The following is a 16,232-nucleotide window of genomic DNA, read 5'->3' on the forward strand; positions in this document are numbered from 1 at the left end:
ATCGATCAGCCCCGGGTCAGCTTCTTGTAGGTGGCACGGTGCGGACGCGCGGCCTCGGCGCCGAGCCGCTCGATCTTGTTCTTCTCGTACGACTCGAAGTTGCCCTCGAACCAGAACCACTTGGACTCACCCTCGTACGCGAGGATGTGGGTCGCGACCCGGTCCAGGAACCAGCGGTCGTGGGAGACGACCACGGCCGCGCCCGGGAACTCGAGCAGCGCGTTCTCCAGGGAGGACAGCGTCTCGACGTCGAGGTCGTTGGTCGGCTCGTCGAGGAGCAGCAGGTTGCCGCCCTGCTTGAGCGTCAGCGCCAGGTTGAGGCGGTTGCGCTCACCACCGGAGAGGACGCCGGCCGGCTTCTGCTGGTCGGGGCCCTTGAAGCCGAAGGCGGAGACGTACGCGCGCGACGGCATCTCGACCTGGCCCACGTTGATGTAGTCCAGCTCGTCGGAGACGACGGCCCACAGCGTCTTCTTCGGGTCGATGTTCTCGCGGCTCTGGTCGACGTACGAGATCTTGACGGTGTCGCCGACCTTGATCGAGCCGGAGTCCGGCGTCTCCAGGCCCTGGATCATCTTGAAGAGCGTGGTCTTGCCGGCGCCGTTCGGGCCGATGACACCGACGATCCCGTTGCGCGGCAGCGTGAAGGAGAGGTCGTCGATCAGGACCTTCTCGCCGAAGGCCTTGGAGAGGTTGTTGACCTCGACGACGATGGAGCCCAGGCGCGGGCCCGGCGGGATCTGGATCTCCTCGAAGTCCAGCTTCCGCATCTTGTCGGCCTCGGCCGCCATCTCCTCGTAGCGCGCGAGACGCGCCTTGGACTTGGCCTGACGCCCCTTGGCGTTGGACCGCACCCACTCCAGCTCTTCCTTGAGCCGCTTGGCGCGCTTGGCGTCCTTCTGGCCCTCGATCTTCAGGCGGGAGGCCTTGTTGTCGAGGTACGTGGAGTAGTTGCCCTCGTAGGGGATGGCGCGGCCGCGGTCGAGCTCGAGGATCCACTCGGCGACGTTGTCGAGGAAGTACCGGTCGTGGGTGACGGCGACGACGGTGCCCGCGTACTTCGCGAGGTGCTGCTCCAGCCACTGCACGGACTCGGCGTCCAGGTGGTTGGTGGGCTCGTCGAGGAGCAGCAGGTCGGGCGCCTCGATGAGCAGCTTGCACAGCGCGACGCGGCGCTTCTCACCACCGGAGAGGGTGGTGACCGGCCAGTCGCCGGGCGGGCAGCCCAGGGCGTCCATGGCCTGCTCCAGCTGGGCGTCCAGGTCCCACGCGTTGGCGTGGTCCAGGTCGTCCTGGAGCTTGCCCATCTCCTCCATGAGCGCGTCCGAGTAGTCGGTCGCCATGAGCTCGGCGACCTCGTTGAAGCGCTTGAGCTTGCCCATGATCTCGGCGGCGCCGTCCTGCACGTTCTCCAGGACCGTCTTGGACTCGTCGAGCGGGGGCTCCTGCAGCAGCATGCCGACGCTGTAGCCCGGCGACAGGAACGCGTCACCGTTGGAGGGCTGCTCGAGACCCGCCATGATCTTGAGAACGGTGGACTTACCGGCTCCGTTCGGACCGACCACACCGATCTTCGCACCCGGCAGGAAGTTCAAGGTGACGTCGTCGAGGATCACCTTGTCGCCGTGCGCCTTGCGCGTCTTGCGCATGGTGTAAATGAACTCAGCCAAGAGAAACCGTCCGGACGCTTGAAATCGGCAGTGGGCAGATACACCCCATCTTGCCTGACGGCCAGCCCTGGAAGGAAACCAGTCTCGGCGGGGGGCTGTGACCTGGGCCTCCTCTGCCGCCGCTCGTGCCCGGCCGGTCACCGGCTGTCGCGCTCGACCGCTGCCGAGCGGCCCCGCACGGCACAGGGACGGCCCGGACGTGAGCACCCGAACGCCGGCCGGCACGGTGCGCCGCGGCCTGGTCTGCAGTCCCTGCCCATGACTCCTGTGGACACCGTGTTCGAACTCGCGATACGGCGACGCGGTAGAGGTTTCCACTTCTACTACTTCGGCGGATCGGGCTGGGTGGTGGGGCTGCTGTGCCTCCTCGTCGTCGTGGCGCTCGCCGGCTGGTGGCAGATCGCCAAGCGGCGCGGGTGACCGCCGCCCGGCCCTCCACCGCGCCCTGTGGGTGACCGGCCGGTGACTGCGCGTCCGCGTCGACCGCCACCTCGTGCGGACCAGGGCGAAGGGGCACACTCTGGTAGTAGGGGCTGGGGCCTGCCCCGGAGGTGATCACAATGATGGAGACAAAGACACGGACCGCGATCGGATGGCACGTGGAGATGGAGTTCGAGGAGGACGACCACCGCACACGTGCCGCCGCGCTCCTGAGACTGCCCGACGGCACTGAGGTACGCGCCCACGGATACGCCAGCCGCCACCCCTCCGACTCGAATCAGCCGAGGGTCGGCGAGGAGGTCGCGGGGGCTCGCGCTCTGAACGAACTGGCGATGCGGCTGCTGACCAAGGCGCACGACGAGATCGACGAGGCGTCGGGCAGGACCTCGCACCCGCTGAGGGCCTGACCCGAGCGGACCGGCCCGGGCCCTTCGGTCCGGGCAGCCGTGCCCGGTCGGCCGGAGACGGACCTTCCCGACCGGGGTCGGTCCGGGCAGCGTGCCCGGTCGGACGGAACCGGGCCTCCCCCATCAGGGTCGACCCGGGCAGCCGGGACGACCGGGCCTCTCCGGCCCGACTTCTTCGACCGGGCCGCCGGCATCGGCGGGGCGTCCCGCACCGGATTCACGGTGCGGGACGCCGCCGTACCCGGGGGGGCGCCGCCGCACGCAGGAACGCCGTCCTACGGGGGGATGTCGTCGTACGCAGGACTCGCCCCGGCTGGGGCGGGACTCGCGCCGGCTCAGGCGGGCGGGCGCCGACTCGGGGCGGGCACGCGCCGGACGGAAGGGGCCGTTCCCGCCCCTGAGGAGCCGTCAGCGCACAAGGCCCGCAGCTCCTTTCGGCCGGCGGCGCGGGCGCACGGGAACCGCGCCCCATCGGCACCTGTCGCGAGCGCGCGACTACCGCGCCGTTCCGGCACGCGGAGTCGGATCGCGCCGGTGTGTCGTCCTCGATGACCGCCATCCGGGCGATGACATTCCGGAAATCCGTGATCGCGTCGGAGAGACGGTTCCACCGTCCGCCCCCGCGCGGGCCGGCCCGCGGTCCGTGCCGTCGGGTCGGCCGTCGCGGCGCACCGGGCGCGCTCATGGGTGTGCCGCGGGAGAGGAGGACGGAAGTGACCGCAGGCGCTCGGCCCGAGTTCGACGAAGCGGATGAATCAGCGTCCCGAGCGCTCGATCGAACCGCGAATCCGCAGGTCTGAGCAGCATGGCGCCCCCGGCAGGACTCGAACCTGCGGCCAAGCGCTTAGAAGGCGCCTGCTCTATCCACTGAGCTACGGGGGCCGGGTGTGGTGGCCTGTGTCGCGGTGCCCGGGTGTGGGCTGATCCTTGACCTTGCCGGGCACAAGGATAGGGCTCCCGCCTCCTTGTCCCTCGTGCTTCGCCTCCGTGGCTCGATGTGGAGGTTCAGTGAAGCGGTCCCGATAATCGCAGGCGGGTACGAATCGTGCACCGCTTTTGGCGCCTCGCGCATCGGGTGTTGTGCACTCGTTATGCCTGCGCCCCAGTCATCCCTTCCGCCCCGTGTGTCCTGTCGGCGCGCAGACACACCCATATGCTTCAGAATGCCGCCAAAATTGGGCATTCTTCGCATGTGGTGACCTTGGACGTACGGCCTCAGCTGCTCGACGCACTCTCCGCCCTGCGCGACCGTGTCGCCGCCGCACGCTTTCCGCTGCCCCTGGCGGGGGCTCCACGCGCGCGTGCCAACCGCGACGAACTGCTCGCACAGCTCGACGACTATTTGGTGCCCCGGCTGAGACAGCCCGAAGCACCGCTCCTCGCCGTGATCGGCGGATCTACCGGCGCGGGCAAGTCGACCCTCGTCAACTCCCTTGTCGGACGGCGTGTCAGCGAGGCGGGGGTGCTGCGGCCGACGACCCGTACCCCGGTGCTCGTGTGCCATCCCGAGGACCATCACTGGTTCAGCGGGATGCGCGTGCTGCCCCAGCTCACACGCGTGTGGAAGCCCCATCAGGAGCCGGGCGACGATCTTCCCGGGCTCTCGGGGGGACAGTCCATGGAGCCGGTGCTGCGGATCGAGACCGCCGACACGCTCCCCCGCAACCTCGCCCTGCTCGACGCCCCCGACATCGACTCCCTGGTCGCCGACAATCGCGTCCTCGCGGCCGAGCTGATCTGCGCGGCCGACATCTGGGTCATGGTCACTACGGCCGCCCGGTACGCCGACGCCGTGCCGTGGCACATGCTGCGTACGGCCAAGGAGAACAAGGCGACCCTGGTCACCGTGCTCGACCGGGTGCCCCACCAGGTGGTGACGGAGGTCTCGCGCCAGTACGGCGCCCTGCTCACCAAGGCCGGGCTCGGCGAGGTGCCCCGCTTCACCGTGCCCGAACTGCCGGAGTCCGCGTGGGGCGGCGGTCTGCTGCCCGCCAGCGCCGTCGCGCCGCTGCGTACGTGGCTCGTGCACCGCGCGCAGGAGCCGGGCGCCCGCCACGAGGCGATGGCCCGGACGGCGCAGGGAGTGCTCGACTCGCTGATGAGACGGATGCCCGAACTGGCCGGTGCGACAGCCGCGCAGTACGCCGCGGCGCTGCGGCTCACCTCGGCCGTCGAGAGTGCCTACGACAGCGAACACGCGCGCGTGAAGGGCCGTTTGCAGGCCGGTGCCGTGCTCTCCGGGGGCGCGCTCAAGCGGTGGCGCGCCTTCCCCCTCGACTGCACCGCGGGCGAGCTGCTCGACTCCCTGGTCGAGAGCCTGAGCGAGCTGCTGCTGTGCTCGGTCACGGCGGCCGACGAGCGCGTGGACGAGGTGTGGCGGCGCGAACCGGCCGCGCAGGCCCCGGGCCTGATGGACCGCGACCCGACGCTGGAGAGCGCCGAGCACCGGATCGGGCTGGCCGTACGGCGCTGGCGGCGCGTCATGGAGGAGTACGCGGAGGAGGAGGTGCGCGGCCTCGAGAAGACGGTCGCGCCCGACACCGAGATGGTGGCCGCGCTGGTCGCCACCGCGCTCCTGGGCGGTCGCCGGGCACGGAACGCGGGCGAGGGGCTCGCGGAGCGGATCGGCGCCCACCGCGCGTTGCGGCTGCGCGACCGGGGCGGACGGCTGCTGACGGACTACCTCGACAGGACCCTGAACAACGAGCGCGAACGCCGTCTCGCGCCACTCGACGCACTCGGCGTCCACGCGGAACCCCAGGCCGAACTCATCGCCGCGCTGTCCGTACTGCAGAAGGAGAGGTGACCGCGGTGACTGCCGTCACTGACCACACGGATCACGCCGACCGTCCCGGAGACGACCCGCACGGGGACGCTCCGCGCGCAGAGACTCCCCGCGGGGAGGCCACGCACGGTCAGGAGCGCTCCGGCGACGGACGCCCCGGGGACGGACGCCTCGGGGGCGACCGTCCCGCCGGCGGGCACGACGGGAACGCGCACGACGGTGAGAGCCGTGGCACGCAGGGGCGCGACGGGGAGGCCCGGCCCGCGGAGGCCGGCCCGCAGGAAGGGCGCCACCCACGGGACGAACGGTCCGGAGGCGGCGGTACGCCGCAGCGCCGGAGCGAGGACGCCCGTCCGGCAGACGCCCGTCCGGCAGACGCCCGTCCGGCAGACGCCCGGTCCGCAGACGCCCGGTCCGCAGACGCCCGGTCCGGAGAGGACCGGTCCGCGGACGCCCGCGCCGCAGGGGCCCGGTCCGACGAGGCCCGCTCCGCAGGTACCGAGCCCTCACCTGCCCGTTCCGAAGGCCGGAATCCGCGAGAGGCCGGGCCCGAAGGCAGGGGGACTCAGGAGGGCCGCTCCCAGGACGCCCGCGCCGCAGGGGCCCGCTCCGACGAGGCCCGCTCCGCAGGTACCGAGCCCTCACCTGCCCGTTCCGAAGGCCGGAATCCGCGAGAGGCCCGGCCCGAAGGCAGGGGGACTCAGGAGGGCCCCTCCCAGGACACGCGGGCCGACGCCCGTACCGACGCCACCTTGTCCAGAGGCGTCCGTACCGACGCCACCTCGTCCGGAGGCGTCCGGACCGGCGACACCCCCTCCGAGGGCGGCGGCCGACCGGGCCGGAACCGCACCGGCGACGACCGCTCCGCGGGCACCGCCGGGGACGACGCCCCCTCCGAGGACACGCGCCGGAAGAGCACCGGCCTCTCCAAGGAGCGGCGGGCGGACCGCAAGGAGGCGGCTGCCGCCGAGGGCCGGTTCCGCAGGGGCGCCGGAGCAAGGAAGCCCTCCGCGCCCGGACTCCCCCAGCGCGCCCCCGCCGGCGACGGCGACGGGCACGCGCGCGTGAACGGCGACGCCGAGTCCGCGCGCGCGGACGGCGACGCGGTCTGGGACGACGGGCTCATCGCACGGCGCGTGACGGAGCCGGCCACCGCAGGGGAACCGCCCGCGCCGGACACCCGACCCGCCGTGCAGGCCCCGCCGGCACCGCTCGCGTACGACGCCCCGCTGCGCGCTCGTCTGGACGCGCTGCGTGAACTCGTGGGCGTCTCGCGGGCGCGGCTCGACAGCGACACCCTCGCGGAGGCCGGCCGGGTCCTCGACGAGGCCGCGGCGCGCCGCAAGCTCTCCGGGCAGCACACCGTCGTGGCCATCGCCGGGGCCACGGGCAGCGGCAAGTCCCAGCTGTTCAACGCGCTCGCGGGCGTCGCCATTTCGGAGACCGGCGTCCGCCGGCCGACCACCGCGGCGCCCATCGCGTGCAGCTGGAGCGACGGCGCGGCCACGCTCATCGACCGGCTCGGGATCCCGGGCCGGCTCCGCAGGCGGCCGTTGCAGAGCCCGGAGGCGGAGGCGCAGCTGCGCGGTCTCGTCCTGGTCGACCTGCCCGACCACGACTCCGCCGCCGTCCAGCACCGCGAGCAGGTCGACCGCGTCCTGAAGCTCGTCGACGCGGTCATCTGGGTGGTGGATCCCGAGAAGTACGCGGACGCCGTCATCCACGAGCGCTATCTGCGGCCCATGGCCGGACACGCCGAGGTCATGTTCGTCGTGCTCAACCAGGTGGACCGGCTGCCCGGGGAGGCCGCCCACCAGGTCCTGGACGACCTGCGGCGGCTGCTCGACGAGGACGGCATCGCGCTCGGCGAGCACGGCGAACCGGGCGCGACCGTGCTCGCGCTGTCCGCCCTCACCGGGGACGGTGTCGGGGAACTGCGGGAGGTCCTCGGCCAGTTCGTGGCCCGGCGCAACGCCCCCGGGCGCAGGATCTCGGCCGATGTCGACGCGACCGCCAGGCAGCTGCGCCCGGCGTACGTGACCGGTCGGCGCGTCGGGCTCAGCGAGGAGGCCCGCGACGAGTTCTCGGACCGGCTCGCGGACGCGGTGGGCGCCGTCGCGGCCGGGGAGGCGGCCGAGCGCGCCTGGCGCCGCAACGCCAACCGCGCCTGCGGCACGCCCTGGCTGCGGCTGTGGCGGTGGACGCAGGAGCGGCGCGATCCCCAGACGGCGCGTCTGCCGGTGCGGGACCCCGCGGACGAGGAGGCCACGGCACGCCAGCGCGTGGAGCAGGCCGTACGGGTGGTCGCGGACCGGGCGGCGTACGGACTGCCCGCCCCCTGGGCCCTGACGGTGCGCGAGGCCGCCGCGCGAGGGGCGCAGGGGTTGCCCGAGGCCCTGGACGAGATGGCGGTGCGCGCCACGACTCCGGCCAGGCGTCCGCCGCGGCCCGGTTGGTGGCCGGTCGCCGTCCTCGCGCAGGTGTCGATGACGATCCTCCAGGTCGTCGGCGGACTGTGGCTGGTGGCGCAGATCATCGGGGTGATGTCGCCGAACCTCGGGGTGCCGGTGCTGCTGATGGTGGCGGGCATCGTCGGAGGACCGCTCGTCGAGTGGGGCAGCAGGATGGCGGCCCGCGGACCGGCCCGGCGTTACGGGCAGGAGGCGGAACGGCGGCTGCGCGAGGCGGCCACCGGTTGTGGCAGGGCCCGTGTGCTCGATCCCCTGGCCGCGGAGTTGCTGCGGTACCGGGAGGTCCGGGAGGAGTACGGGCGGGTGACGGGGGCGGCGCCGGCCTCCGTCGGGTGACGGCGCGTCGGGCAACGGCATAGCGCCGGACGGCTGCCACTCCTTCGAGTGAGACGGTTGTCCACAATCGGCCGGTGGCCCACAGGGCCCGGCGGGCCCGGCCCGGCGGAGGCAGTCTGAACTCGCGGCGACCGCAGCAGCGCGGCGGTCGCCGCGTCGGACGCATTCGCACGGGAGAGGGGTTCGGGCATGAACGAGACGACGGTGTGCGTGGTGGGGAACGTCGCGACGCAACCGGTCTACCGGGAGGCGCCGACCGGGGCGTCGGCCCGGTTCCGGCTGGCGGTCACCTCGCGTTACTGGGACCGCGAGAAGAACCAGTGGGTGGACGGGCACACCAATTTCTTCACGGTGTGGGCGAAGAAGTCCCTCGCGACGAACGTGGGGGCGTCCGTGTCCGTGGGCGATCCGGTCCTCGTCCAGGGGCGGTTGAAGGTCCGTACGGAGACGCGGGACGGCCAGAGCTGGACGTCCGCGGACGTCGAGGCGACGGCGATCGGACACGACCTGTCACACGGCACATCGGCCTTCCGCCGTCCGCCGAAGGGGGACACGGGACCGGCCTCGCCGCCCCGGCCCGAACCGAGTTGGGAGACACCCCCGCCCTCCTCTCCGGACGCGGCCGCCCAACAGCTGGCCGAGCCAGCCGGGGTGACGTGATGTCAGAGACCCGCGCGATCTGACCGAACTGCGCCTTATCGGTGAATTCACACCGAGCCGTCCTCGTGGATTTGTCGATAAGCGCAGCTCACAAGCGGGTGAGCGATAACGATTCCGAGTCGGATCGGTTATCGGATGGAATGACCGGGGAGCGTGGTGCGCCGCGTCTTTAGGATGCCGGGCATAGCTCACGGGGCTTCTGATTCTGCTGGCGGGACCGTCCCCCACATCAACGGGTCCTGCGCGAAGGGGAATTCTGTGTTTCGTTCGTTCTCTGCGTCGTTCGCGCGCAGGCGGGTGACAGCCCGTCTCACCGCCGCGACGTTGGTGTCGGGTCTCGTCGCCGCGGGGGCACTCGCCACCGCCGGCACGGCCGCCGCCGACGAGACCCCGCAGAGCCTCGGTGGTGCGACCGCCACCATCGGCGACCTGAAGACCTACGGCTCCGCCGTCATCCACGACCACGGCGAGGACTCGTGGGTCTCCGCGGGTCTGTTCGAGATGTCCGTCGACGACGGCGGCATGCTGCAGACCTACTGCGTCGACCTCCACAACCCGACCCAGCGGGACGCCAAGTACCAGGAGACGCCCTGGAGCGGCACGTCGCTGGGCGCCAACAAGGACGCGGGCAGGATCCGCTGGATCCTGCAGAACTCCTACCCCCAGGTGAACGACCTCGCGGCCCTCGCCGCGAAGGCCGGCGTCGCAAGCCTCACGGAGAAGGACGCGGCCGCGGGTACACAGGTGGCCATCTGGCGGTACTCGGACGGCGCCGACGTGGACGCGGCCGACCCCGGGGCGCAGAAGCTCGCGGACTACCTGCAGAAGAGCGCGCGGAACCTCCCCGAGCCCAAGGCCTCGCTGAGCCTCACCCCGCCCGCGGTCTCCGGTCATGCCGGCGAGCGGCTCGGCCCGGTCACGGTGCACACCAACGCGGACAGCGTGGCGGTGGCACCCCCGGCGGACGCCACAGCCGCCGGCGTGAAGATCGTCGACAAGGACGGCAAGCCGGTGACGTCCGCCGCCGACGGCGGCCACGTCTACTTCGACGTGCCGAAGGACAGCGCGGACGGTTCGGCCGCGCTGACGGTGCAGGCTTCCACGACCGTGCCGGTCGGCCGTGCCTTCACCTCCGAGACCCGCAGCCAGACACAGATCCTCGCGGGCTCCAGCGAGTCGACGGTCTCCGCGACGGCGACCGCCAACTGGGCCGAGAAGGGCGCCATACCGGCTCTGTCCGCCAAGAAGAACTGCGCCGAGGGCGGCGTGGACATCACGGCGGCCAACGAGGGCGACGAGCCGTTCACCTTCGAGCTGATGGGGAGCGAGCACACCATCGGGGCGGGCGCGTCCGGGACGGTGACCATCCCGCTCCAGGAGGACCAGGCGTACGACTTCACGATCACCGGTCCGAACGGCTTCCAGAAGCGGTTCAAGGGCGTCCTCGACTGCAAGACCCAGGGCAGCGCGAACGACATCACGACCCAGACGGTCAGTGAGCCCAGTCCGGCCTCGGTGGGCGGCACGTCCGCCGGCGACAGCGATCTCGCCGAGACCGGCAGTTCGAGCGCGACGCCCGTCATCGCGGGGATCGCCATCGCCCTCGTCGTCATCGGCGGCGCCGCGGTGGTCCTCGTCCGCCGCAAGAAGTCACCGACGCAGGACTGAGCCGCACAGGACTGAGCCACCCGGCACCTCGACGGCTCGACAGCTCGACAGCTCGACAGCTCGACAGCTCGACAGCTCGACAGCTCGACAGCTCGACAGCAGGTGACCGTACTCAGGACGGCTTCGTGAGACCGTGGCCTCGGCCCGCCCCAGGCGCCCGGGCCACGGGCCTTGCTGAAGGGCCGCACCACCGTCCGGCCGGACGCTTCCCGCACCGCGGGTCGGGCGGTCCCGCGCCACGGGCAGCCGTTTGTGATCTTCGATACCCGCGCGGGCGCACGGCTTTGCGGCGGGCCCCAGCCACCCCTACGGTGGTCGGGCCGTGGTGTTCGGGAAGACCGGTGACGGCCCCTCAGGGGCCCGGGCCGGAGCGGCCCTCGCCACCGGTCGAGCAGCGCCGGGCGGTCCGCCCGGCCGACGGGAACTGACACCGGACCGCCGCCCCACCGGCCGGAACCGGCGGGACGGCTGCCGCGCTGCCGGCAGGCCCGCGCGTTCCAGCCGCGGGCGCCGCGCGGCGGCTAGGAGCGTGCGTTCCGGCCGCGGACGAGGGCGAATCCGGCGGCGAGCAGCCCGAGGACACCCACCACCAGCCCGGCGACACCCAGGCCGCGAGCGGTCGAGTCACTGCTCTTGTCGCTCGCCGTCGACGCCTTGGCGGTCGATTCCGACGCCGGCGCCGACGAGGAGGCCGAGGACGGCCCCTCACCGGAGTCCGCCCCGCCCGCGGTCTCGGCGGTGAGCGAGAGCAGCGGCGCCGGGCTCTCCGGCTCCTCGCCGCCCTTCGGCGTCTCCTCGATCCAGCGGACCACCTTGCCGTCCGAGTAGGTCTGCAGGGTCTTGAAGGCCAGCCGGTCGGTGTCGTCGGGCAGTTGGCCGAAGGCGACGTCGAAGTCCTGGAACTCGCCGTGCCGGATCCGGCCGCCGGTCCAGGTGATCTCCGAGACGGCGTCGGTGATCGTGCCGTCGTCCGTCTTGATCGGCTTCTTCAGCCGGGTGGTCGTCACCTTGGCGGTCCAGCCCGCCTGCGGAGTGACCAGGACGCCCAGGACGGGGTGGTCGGTGGGCAGGAACACCTGCACCTTCGTGGTGCTGGCGGTGTCCTCCTCATTGGGGACGCGGAAGGTCAGGACACCGTCCGTGGCGCCCTTGGGGTAACTCTCGGGGTGGACCGTCACATGCGCGAAGGCGGCACCCGCCGCGGTCAGGACTCCGGCGGTGCTCAGGGCGGCGACGACGCCGGCGCGGCGCAGGGTGGTGCTCATCGGGGACATCAGGGGACTCCGTACTGGTGTGGAACGCGGTCAGGTCGTGTACGCGAGCCCGGCCGGCGGTCCCCGACGGGAGACGGCGTACCGCAGCAGCACCTGCCGCAACGGACGCGCCGGCACCGACGCGGGGCGTACGGCACCCCGGCGCGCCGGTGCGAAGGACGTTCCCGTCCGTACCCGCCACCACGCCACGAGACCCGGGACGAGCGTCACGGCCCACCGCAGCAGGGTCCACAGCGCGGCCTCACCGCGCCGCAGCCACCAGGTCACCAGCAGGGCCGCGGTCAGATGTGCGGCCGTGGCGTGCGGCGTCATGGCGTGCGGGTGCGTCATGTGCGCCCCGTGCATGGTCATCGCCATGCGCGGCCGTGCGGCCTCGAACCCGAAGTGGAGCCCGGCCTGCGCGGCCAGCATCCCGCCGCCGATCCCGAGCAGCGACCGTTCCCGGCCGCCCAGCAGACAGGCGGCGGCGAAGACGGCGAGGGCCCCGGCAGCGTCCGCCCGGAGCGGCGGTGCCTGTCCCGTGGCCAGTCCGTGTCCCCCGGCGGCCAGCAGCACGCACAGCACGGCGAACACCGCCGCGCGCAGGCTCCGTACTGCCGGGGACGCACTCATGGAGCCCAGATACTGCCATGCGGCGGGAGGGACCGTCGTGGCTTCCCGGGAGCCGCCTCGCATCCCGACGCTCCGCCCCGACCCGGCCCGGATAGGGTCCGGTTGATCCTGGGAGGGACCTGACATGCGACTTCGCTGTGCCGTGCTCGACGACTTCCAGGGAGTCGCGACCGAGATGGCCGACTGGTCGCCGCTCGCCGACGACGTGGAGGTCGTCAGCTTCCGCGAGCGGCCCCGGGCCGCCGGGGGCGGCGAGGCCGCGGCCGAGGACGCGCTGGCGGCGGCGCTGGCGGACTTCGACATCGTCGTCACCCTGCGCGAGCGGGTGCCGTTCCCGGCGTCGTTGCTCGCCCGGCTGCCCCGGCTCAGGCTGCTGGTCGCCTCCGGGATGCGCAACTCGGTGATCGACTACGCCGCCGCCGAGAGGCACGGCGTGACCGTGTGCGGCACCCCCAGTTCCTCGACGCCCCCGGTGGAGCTGACCTGGGCACTGCTGCTCGGCCTGGCCCGCGGCATCGTCACCGAGAACGACGCGCTGCGGACGGGCGGCCCTTGGCAGAGCACCGTGGGCGCCGACCTGCACGGCCGCCGGCTCGGCCTGCTCGGACTCGGGAGGATCGGCGGCCGGGTGGCCCAGGTCGGACTCGCCTTCGGCATGCGGGTCAGCGCCTGGAGCCGGCACCTCACCGCGGAACGCGCCGCCGAGGTCGGCGTGGAACGGGCGGCCTCCAAGGAGGAGCTGCTCGCGAGCAGCGACTTCGTCTCGGTCCACCTCGCGCTCGGCGAACGCACCCGGGGTCTGGTCGGCGCGCCCGAGCTGGCGCTCCTCAAGCCGACCGCGTACCTCGTCAACACCTCGCGCGCGGCGATCGTCGACCAGGACGCGCTGCTCGCCGCCCTGCACGAGGGCCGGATCGCGGGCGCGGGCGTCGACGTGTTCGACGTCGAACCGCTCCCCGCCGACCACCCGATGCGCACGGCCCCGCGCCTGCTGGCGACCCCGCACCTCGGCTATGTGTCGCGGGCCAACTACGAGACGTACTACGGCGCGGCGGTCGAGGACATCCAGGCGTTCCTGGCCGGCGATCCCGTGCGCCGGCTGGGCTGAGCACCCGGCCCGCGGGCGCCCGAGCCGGCGCCGCAGGCACTCCGCCGGTCGCCGCGAGCTCTCAGCCCGTCGTCACGAGCCCTCAGGCCGTCGTCACGAGCCCTCAGGCCGTCGTCACGAGCCCTCAGGCCGTCGTCACGAGCCCTCAGGCCGTCGTCACGAGCCCTCAGGCCGTCGTCACGAGCCCTCAGGCCGTCGCCGCGGGCCGCCAGTAGAAGCCGTCCTGGCGTTGCAGGTGATGCAGGTCCACGAGGTAGCGCCGCAGGGTCACATGGTCGACGGGGGCGTCCTCGCACCAGGCGCGGAGCTTCTCGTTGACGGTCCGCTCCGGGTACTCGACACCCGGTTCGAAGGTCCGCTCGGCGATGTGCCGCAGCACGACCAGCTTGCGCTGCCACTGCGACGGCAGCCGGACCAGGCGGCCGTCGCGCACGAAGGTCCGCAGCACCGTCTCGGACCGTTCGTCCTGCGAGCCGTAGTCCTCGGTGGCCGCCGTGCGCGGGCGGGCGGCGCGTGCGAGCTCCCGGAAGCGCTGGTGGGCCACGCCCAGGCGTCCGGCGTCCTCGGCGATCACGCCCTGGTCGCGGAGCCGTCGCAGGGCGCCGCCGGTGTCCTTCGGGGAGAGTCCCGCCCGCTCCCCGACCTGCGTCGGGTTCTCCGCCCCGAGGGCCACCGCGGCGAAGGCGCGCACCCGCTTCTCCTCCGCGAACAGGCGGATCAGGCCGACGAGTTCGGCGGGGTCCGGCAGCTCGGGCAGGTCGCTCCGGCCGCTCGGCAGGTCGGTGGGCCGGTCGGTGGGAAGGTCGGTCGGTTCGTCGGTCGGCATGCCCGGCAGGCTAGTCCTGGGTGGGCCGGGTGCCGTAACGAATTTCCTCCCGGGCCCGGCCGTAGGCGGTGGACGCATCGAACGCCCAGTTCGGGAAGGGTGATGCACCGGCGGACGCCGTGACCAGGTGTGGGTGGGCGCGTTGTAGGGGCAGTGCGGCCGCGTCCGTGCAGCCGCACTCATCGACCCAAAGGAGAACGTGATGTCTCGCATCGCGAAGGCCACCGTCGTGGCCCTGGGCACGGGTGCCGTGATGCTCAGCGGGGCCGGCCTCGCCATGGCGGACGCCGGTGCCGCCGGCGAGGCAGCCGGCTCGCCCGGCGCCGTGTCGGGCAACGCGATCCAGGCCCCGGTCCACGTGCCGGTCAACCTGTGCGGGGACACCGTCGACGTCGTCGGCCTGCTGAACCCGGTGTTCGGCAACCAGTGCGAGAACGCCGGCACCCCCGAGAAGGACAGGGACGGCGACGACGAGGGCTACGGCTACGGCAGCTGAGCCGACGCGCACGAGCAAGGCCCCCGGCGGTGTGGCGAATTCCAGGGGTCGTCGCAACACAGTGATCAACTGGCTGTCGCCAGGAGCTTAGCGAGGCGCTCGGCTGGTGTTTGCCAGCCGAGCGTTTTGCGTGGCCGGCTGTTGAGTTCGGCCGCCACGGCATGCAGGTGCTCGCGGCTATGGCGGGACAGATCCGTGCCCTTGGGGAAGTACTGCCGCAGCAGGCCGTTGGTGTTCTCGTTCGAGCCGCGCTGCCAGGGACTGCCGGGGTCGCAGAAGAAGACCGGGGTGTCCGTGGCGATGGAGAACTCCTTGTGCCGGGACATCTCTGAGCCTTGGTCCCAGGTCAGGGACCTGCGCAAGTGCGGCGGGAGCGTCTGCACGGTCTGAACGAGTGCGTCCCTCGTGCTGGTGGCGTTGTAGCCGTCGGGGAGGTGGGCGAGCATCACGTAGCGGGTGCTGCGCTCCACGAGTGTGGCGATGGCCGACTTGTGGTCTTTGCCGATGATGAGGTCGCCCTCCCAGTGGCCCGGGACTGCCCGGTCGGCTGCCTCGGCCGGACGTTCGCTGATCATGACCTTGTCCGGGATGTTGCGGGCTCTGCGCTTGTAGGACTGGCGGTGCGGTCGGCGCATCGTGCGGCCTGTCCGCAGGGCCTTGGCCAACTCGCGGCGGAGTTCTCCGCGGCACTGGACGTAGAGGGCCTGGTAGATCGTCTCGTGGACCACGTGCATCTCCGGCCGGTCGGGGAAGGCGGTCCGCAGAGCCTGGCAGACCTGTTCCGGGCTCCAGCGCAGGGAGAGGTGGTGCTGGATGAAGTCCCGCAGCTCGGAGTTCTGGCCGATCTTTCCCGTCTTGGGCCGTGGCCGACGCTCCTCCGCCCGTCGGTGCGCGGCGTGCGGCCGATAGACCCAGTCCTTGCCGCGCCAGAGCGCGCCGTTGCGGCGTATCTCCCTGCTGATGGTCGAGGGGCTGCGGCCCAGCTCGGCGGCGATCTGCCGGATGGACGCCTTCTCCCGCAGCCGGTCAGCGATGTGGATGCGGTCCGCTTCCCGGAGGTAGCGGGAGGGGTCGATAGCCGATGGACCGGCCGTGATCGGCGGCTTTGGCCTGCCGTAGGTCGGCGAGTGGTGCCCGTTGCGCCATCTCTTGCCGGTCCCCGGTTGACCCCGACGATTCTGCATGCTTCCGCGTTGCCGTAGCCCTGACTCATGAGCTGGAGATATACCTCCCGCTCACGAGTCAGGCGACGACCGGCCCCCGGGCTTCTGTCCTTACGGATCTCGAAGTCCATCGCACCCCTTGAGCTGGGGTGTTGCGACGACTACTAGAACCCAAGTGTCACCGCCGGGGGCCTTCCGCTGTCTCCCGTGTGTCCGGCGAGACCACCGCCGCTCCACCCGCGCGCCGCCGATGCGACCGCGCCGCCGACCGTCCGCACGCCACGCGGCGGCAGCCGCGCCACGGTTCCGGCGGGC

The 16,232-nt window shown here is 72.3% G+C and carries 13 protein-coding genes and 1 tRNA gene; 8 read left to right on the top strand and 6 right to left on the bottom strand.

Annotated elements, in window-relative coordinates; genetic code table 11:
- Positions 1–5: 5 nt before the first annotated feature.
- Positions 6–1,670, bottom strand: a complete 1,665-nt coding sequence (gene ettA, locus ACSYGO_RS18675) for an energy-dependent translational throttle protein EttA (protein ID WP_426681162.1) — start codon at positions 1,668–1,670, stop codon at positions 6–8.
- A gap of 258 nt (positions 1,671–1,928) precedes the next feature.
- Here ettA and ACSYGO_RS18680 point away from each other — a divergent pair, with 258 nt between their 5' ends.
- Both ACSYGO_RS18680 and ACSYGO_RS18685 read left to right on the top strand, forming a co-directional pair.
- Positions 1,929–2,090, top strand: a complete 162-nt coding sequence (locus ACSYGO_RS18680) for a hypothetical protein (protein ID WP_426681161.1) — start codon at positions 1,929–1,931, stop codon at positions 2,088–2,090.
- A gap of 143 nt (positions 2,091–2,233) precedes the next feature.
- On the top strand, positions 2,234–2,518 hold the full coding sequence (locus ACSYGO_RS18685) for a DUF1876 domain-containing protein (RefSeq protein WP_426681222.1): 285 nt from the start codon (positions 2,234–2,236) through the stop codon (positions 2,516–2,518).
- Positions 2,519–3,324: 806 nt separating this feature from the next.
- On the opposite strand, the gene ACSYGO_RS18690 is transcribed toward ACSYGO_RS18685, so the two are convergent.
- A tRNA-Arg gene (locus tag ACSYGO_RS18690) sits at positions 3,325–3,400 on the bottom strand.
- A gap of 310 nt (positions 3,401–3,710) precedes the next feature.
- Here ACSYGO_RS18690 and ACSYGO_RS18695 point away from each other — a divergent pair.
- The 4 genes from ACSYGO_RS18695 (at position 3,711) to ACSYGO_RS18710 (ending at position 10,438) form a co-directional block, all read left to right on the top strand.
- Positions 3,711–5,324 carry a dynamin family protein gene (locus ACSYGO_RS18695; RefSeq protein WP_426681160.1) on the top strand — a complete coding sequence of 538 codons (1,614 nt, stop codon included), beginning with the start codon at positions 3,711–3,713 and terminating at the stop codon, positions 5,322–5,324.
- Positions 5,325–6,055: 731 nt separating this feature from the next.
- Positions 6,056–8,110: a YfjP family GTPase gene (locus tag ACSYGO_RS18700; RefSeq protein WP_460387097.1), complete on the top strand. Its 2,055-nt coding sequence runs from the start codon at positions 6,056–6,058 to the stop codon at positions 8,108–8,110.
- Positions 8,111–8,299: 189 nt separating this feature from the next.
- The gene (locus ACSYGO_RS18705; protein ID WP_460387098.1) at positions 8,300–8,770 is read left to right on the top strand and encodes a single-stranded DNA-binding protein; all 471 of its coding nucleotides are present in this window, start codon (positions 8,300–8,302) and stop codon (positions 8,768–8,770) included.
- Between the two features lie 297 nt (positions 8,771–9,067).
- A complete protein-coding gene (locus tag ACSYGO_RS18710; protein WP_460387099.1) occupies positions 9,068–10,438 on the top strand; it encodes an LAETG motif-containing sortase-dependent surface protein in 1,371 nt (456 codons plus the stop codon).
- A 521-nt stretch (positions 10,439–10,959) separates the two neighbouring features.
- Here ACSYGO_RS18710 and ACSYGO_RS18715 read toward each other — a convergent pair.
- Both ACSYGO_RS18715 and ACSYGO_RS18720 read right to left on the bottom strand, forming a co-directional pair.
- The gene (locus ACSYGO_RS18715; RefSeq protein ID WP_460387100.1) at positions 10,960–11,712 is read right to left on the bottom strand and encodes a YcnI family copper-binding membrane protein; all 753 of its coding nucleotides are present in this window, start codon (positions 11,710–11,712) and stop codon (positions 10,960–10,962) included.
- Between the two features lie 30 nt (positions 11,713–11,742).
- On the bottom strand, positions 11,743–12,324 hold the full coding sequence (locus ACSYGO_RS18720) for a hypothetical protein (protein ID WP_460387101.1): 582 nt from the start codon (positions 12,322–12,324) through the stop codon (positions 11,743–11,745).
- A gap of 124 nt (positions 12,325–12,448) precedes the next feature.
- On the opposite strand from ACSYGO_RS18720, the gene ACSYGO_RS18725 reads away from it, so the two are divergent.
- Positions 12,449–13,432, top strand: a complete 984-nt coding sequence (locus ACSYGO_RS18725) for a D-2-hydroxyacid dehydrogenase family protein (protein ID WP_460387102.1) — start codon at positions 12,449–12,451, stop codon at positions 13,430–13,432.
- Positions 13,433–13,619: 187 nt separating this feature from the next.
- Here the strand turns inward: ACSYGO_RS18725 and ACSYGO_RS18730 are convergent, their stop codons facing one another.
- On the bottom strand, positions 13,620–14,258 hold the full coding sequence (locus ACSYGO_RS18730) for a DUF2087 domain-containing protein (protein ID WP_460387103.1): 639 nt from the start codon (positions 14,256–14,258) through the stop codon (positions 13,620–13,622).
- A gap of 202 nt (positions 14,259–14,460) precedes the next feature.
- Here ACSYGO_RS18730 and ACSYGO_RS18735 point away from each other — a divergent pair, with 202 nt between their 5' ends.
- Positions 14,461–14,754 carry a chaplin gene (locus tag ACSYGO_RS18735; protein WP_432174971.1) on the top strand — a complete coding sequence of 98 codons (294 nt, stop codon included), beginning with the start codon at positions 14,461–14,463 and terminating at the stop codon, positions 14,752–14,754.
- Between the two features lie 65 nt (positions 14,755–14,819).
- Here ACSYGO_RS18735 and ACSYGO_RS18740 read toward each other — a convergent pair whose 3' ends face one another.
- Positions 14,820–15,980 (bottom strand): IS30 family transposase, encoded by a 1,161-nt coding sequence (locus ACSYGO_RS18740; RefSeq protein WP_460389736.1) that lies wholly within the window; start codon positions 15,978–15,980, stop codon positions 14,820–14,822.
- Positions 15,981–16,232 lie beyond the last annotated feature (252 nt).

Source organism: Streptomyces krungchingensis (assembly GCF_054729265.1).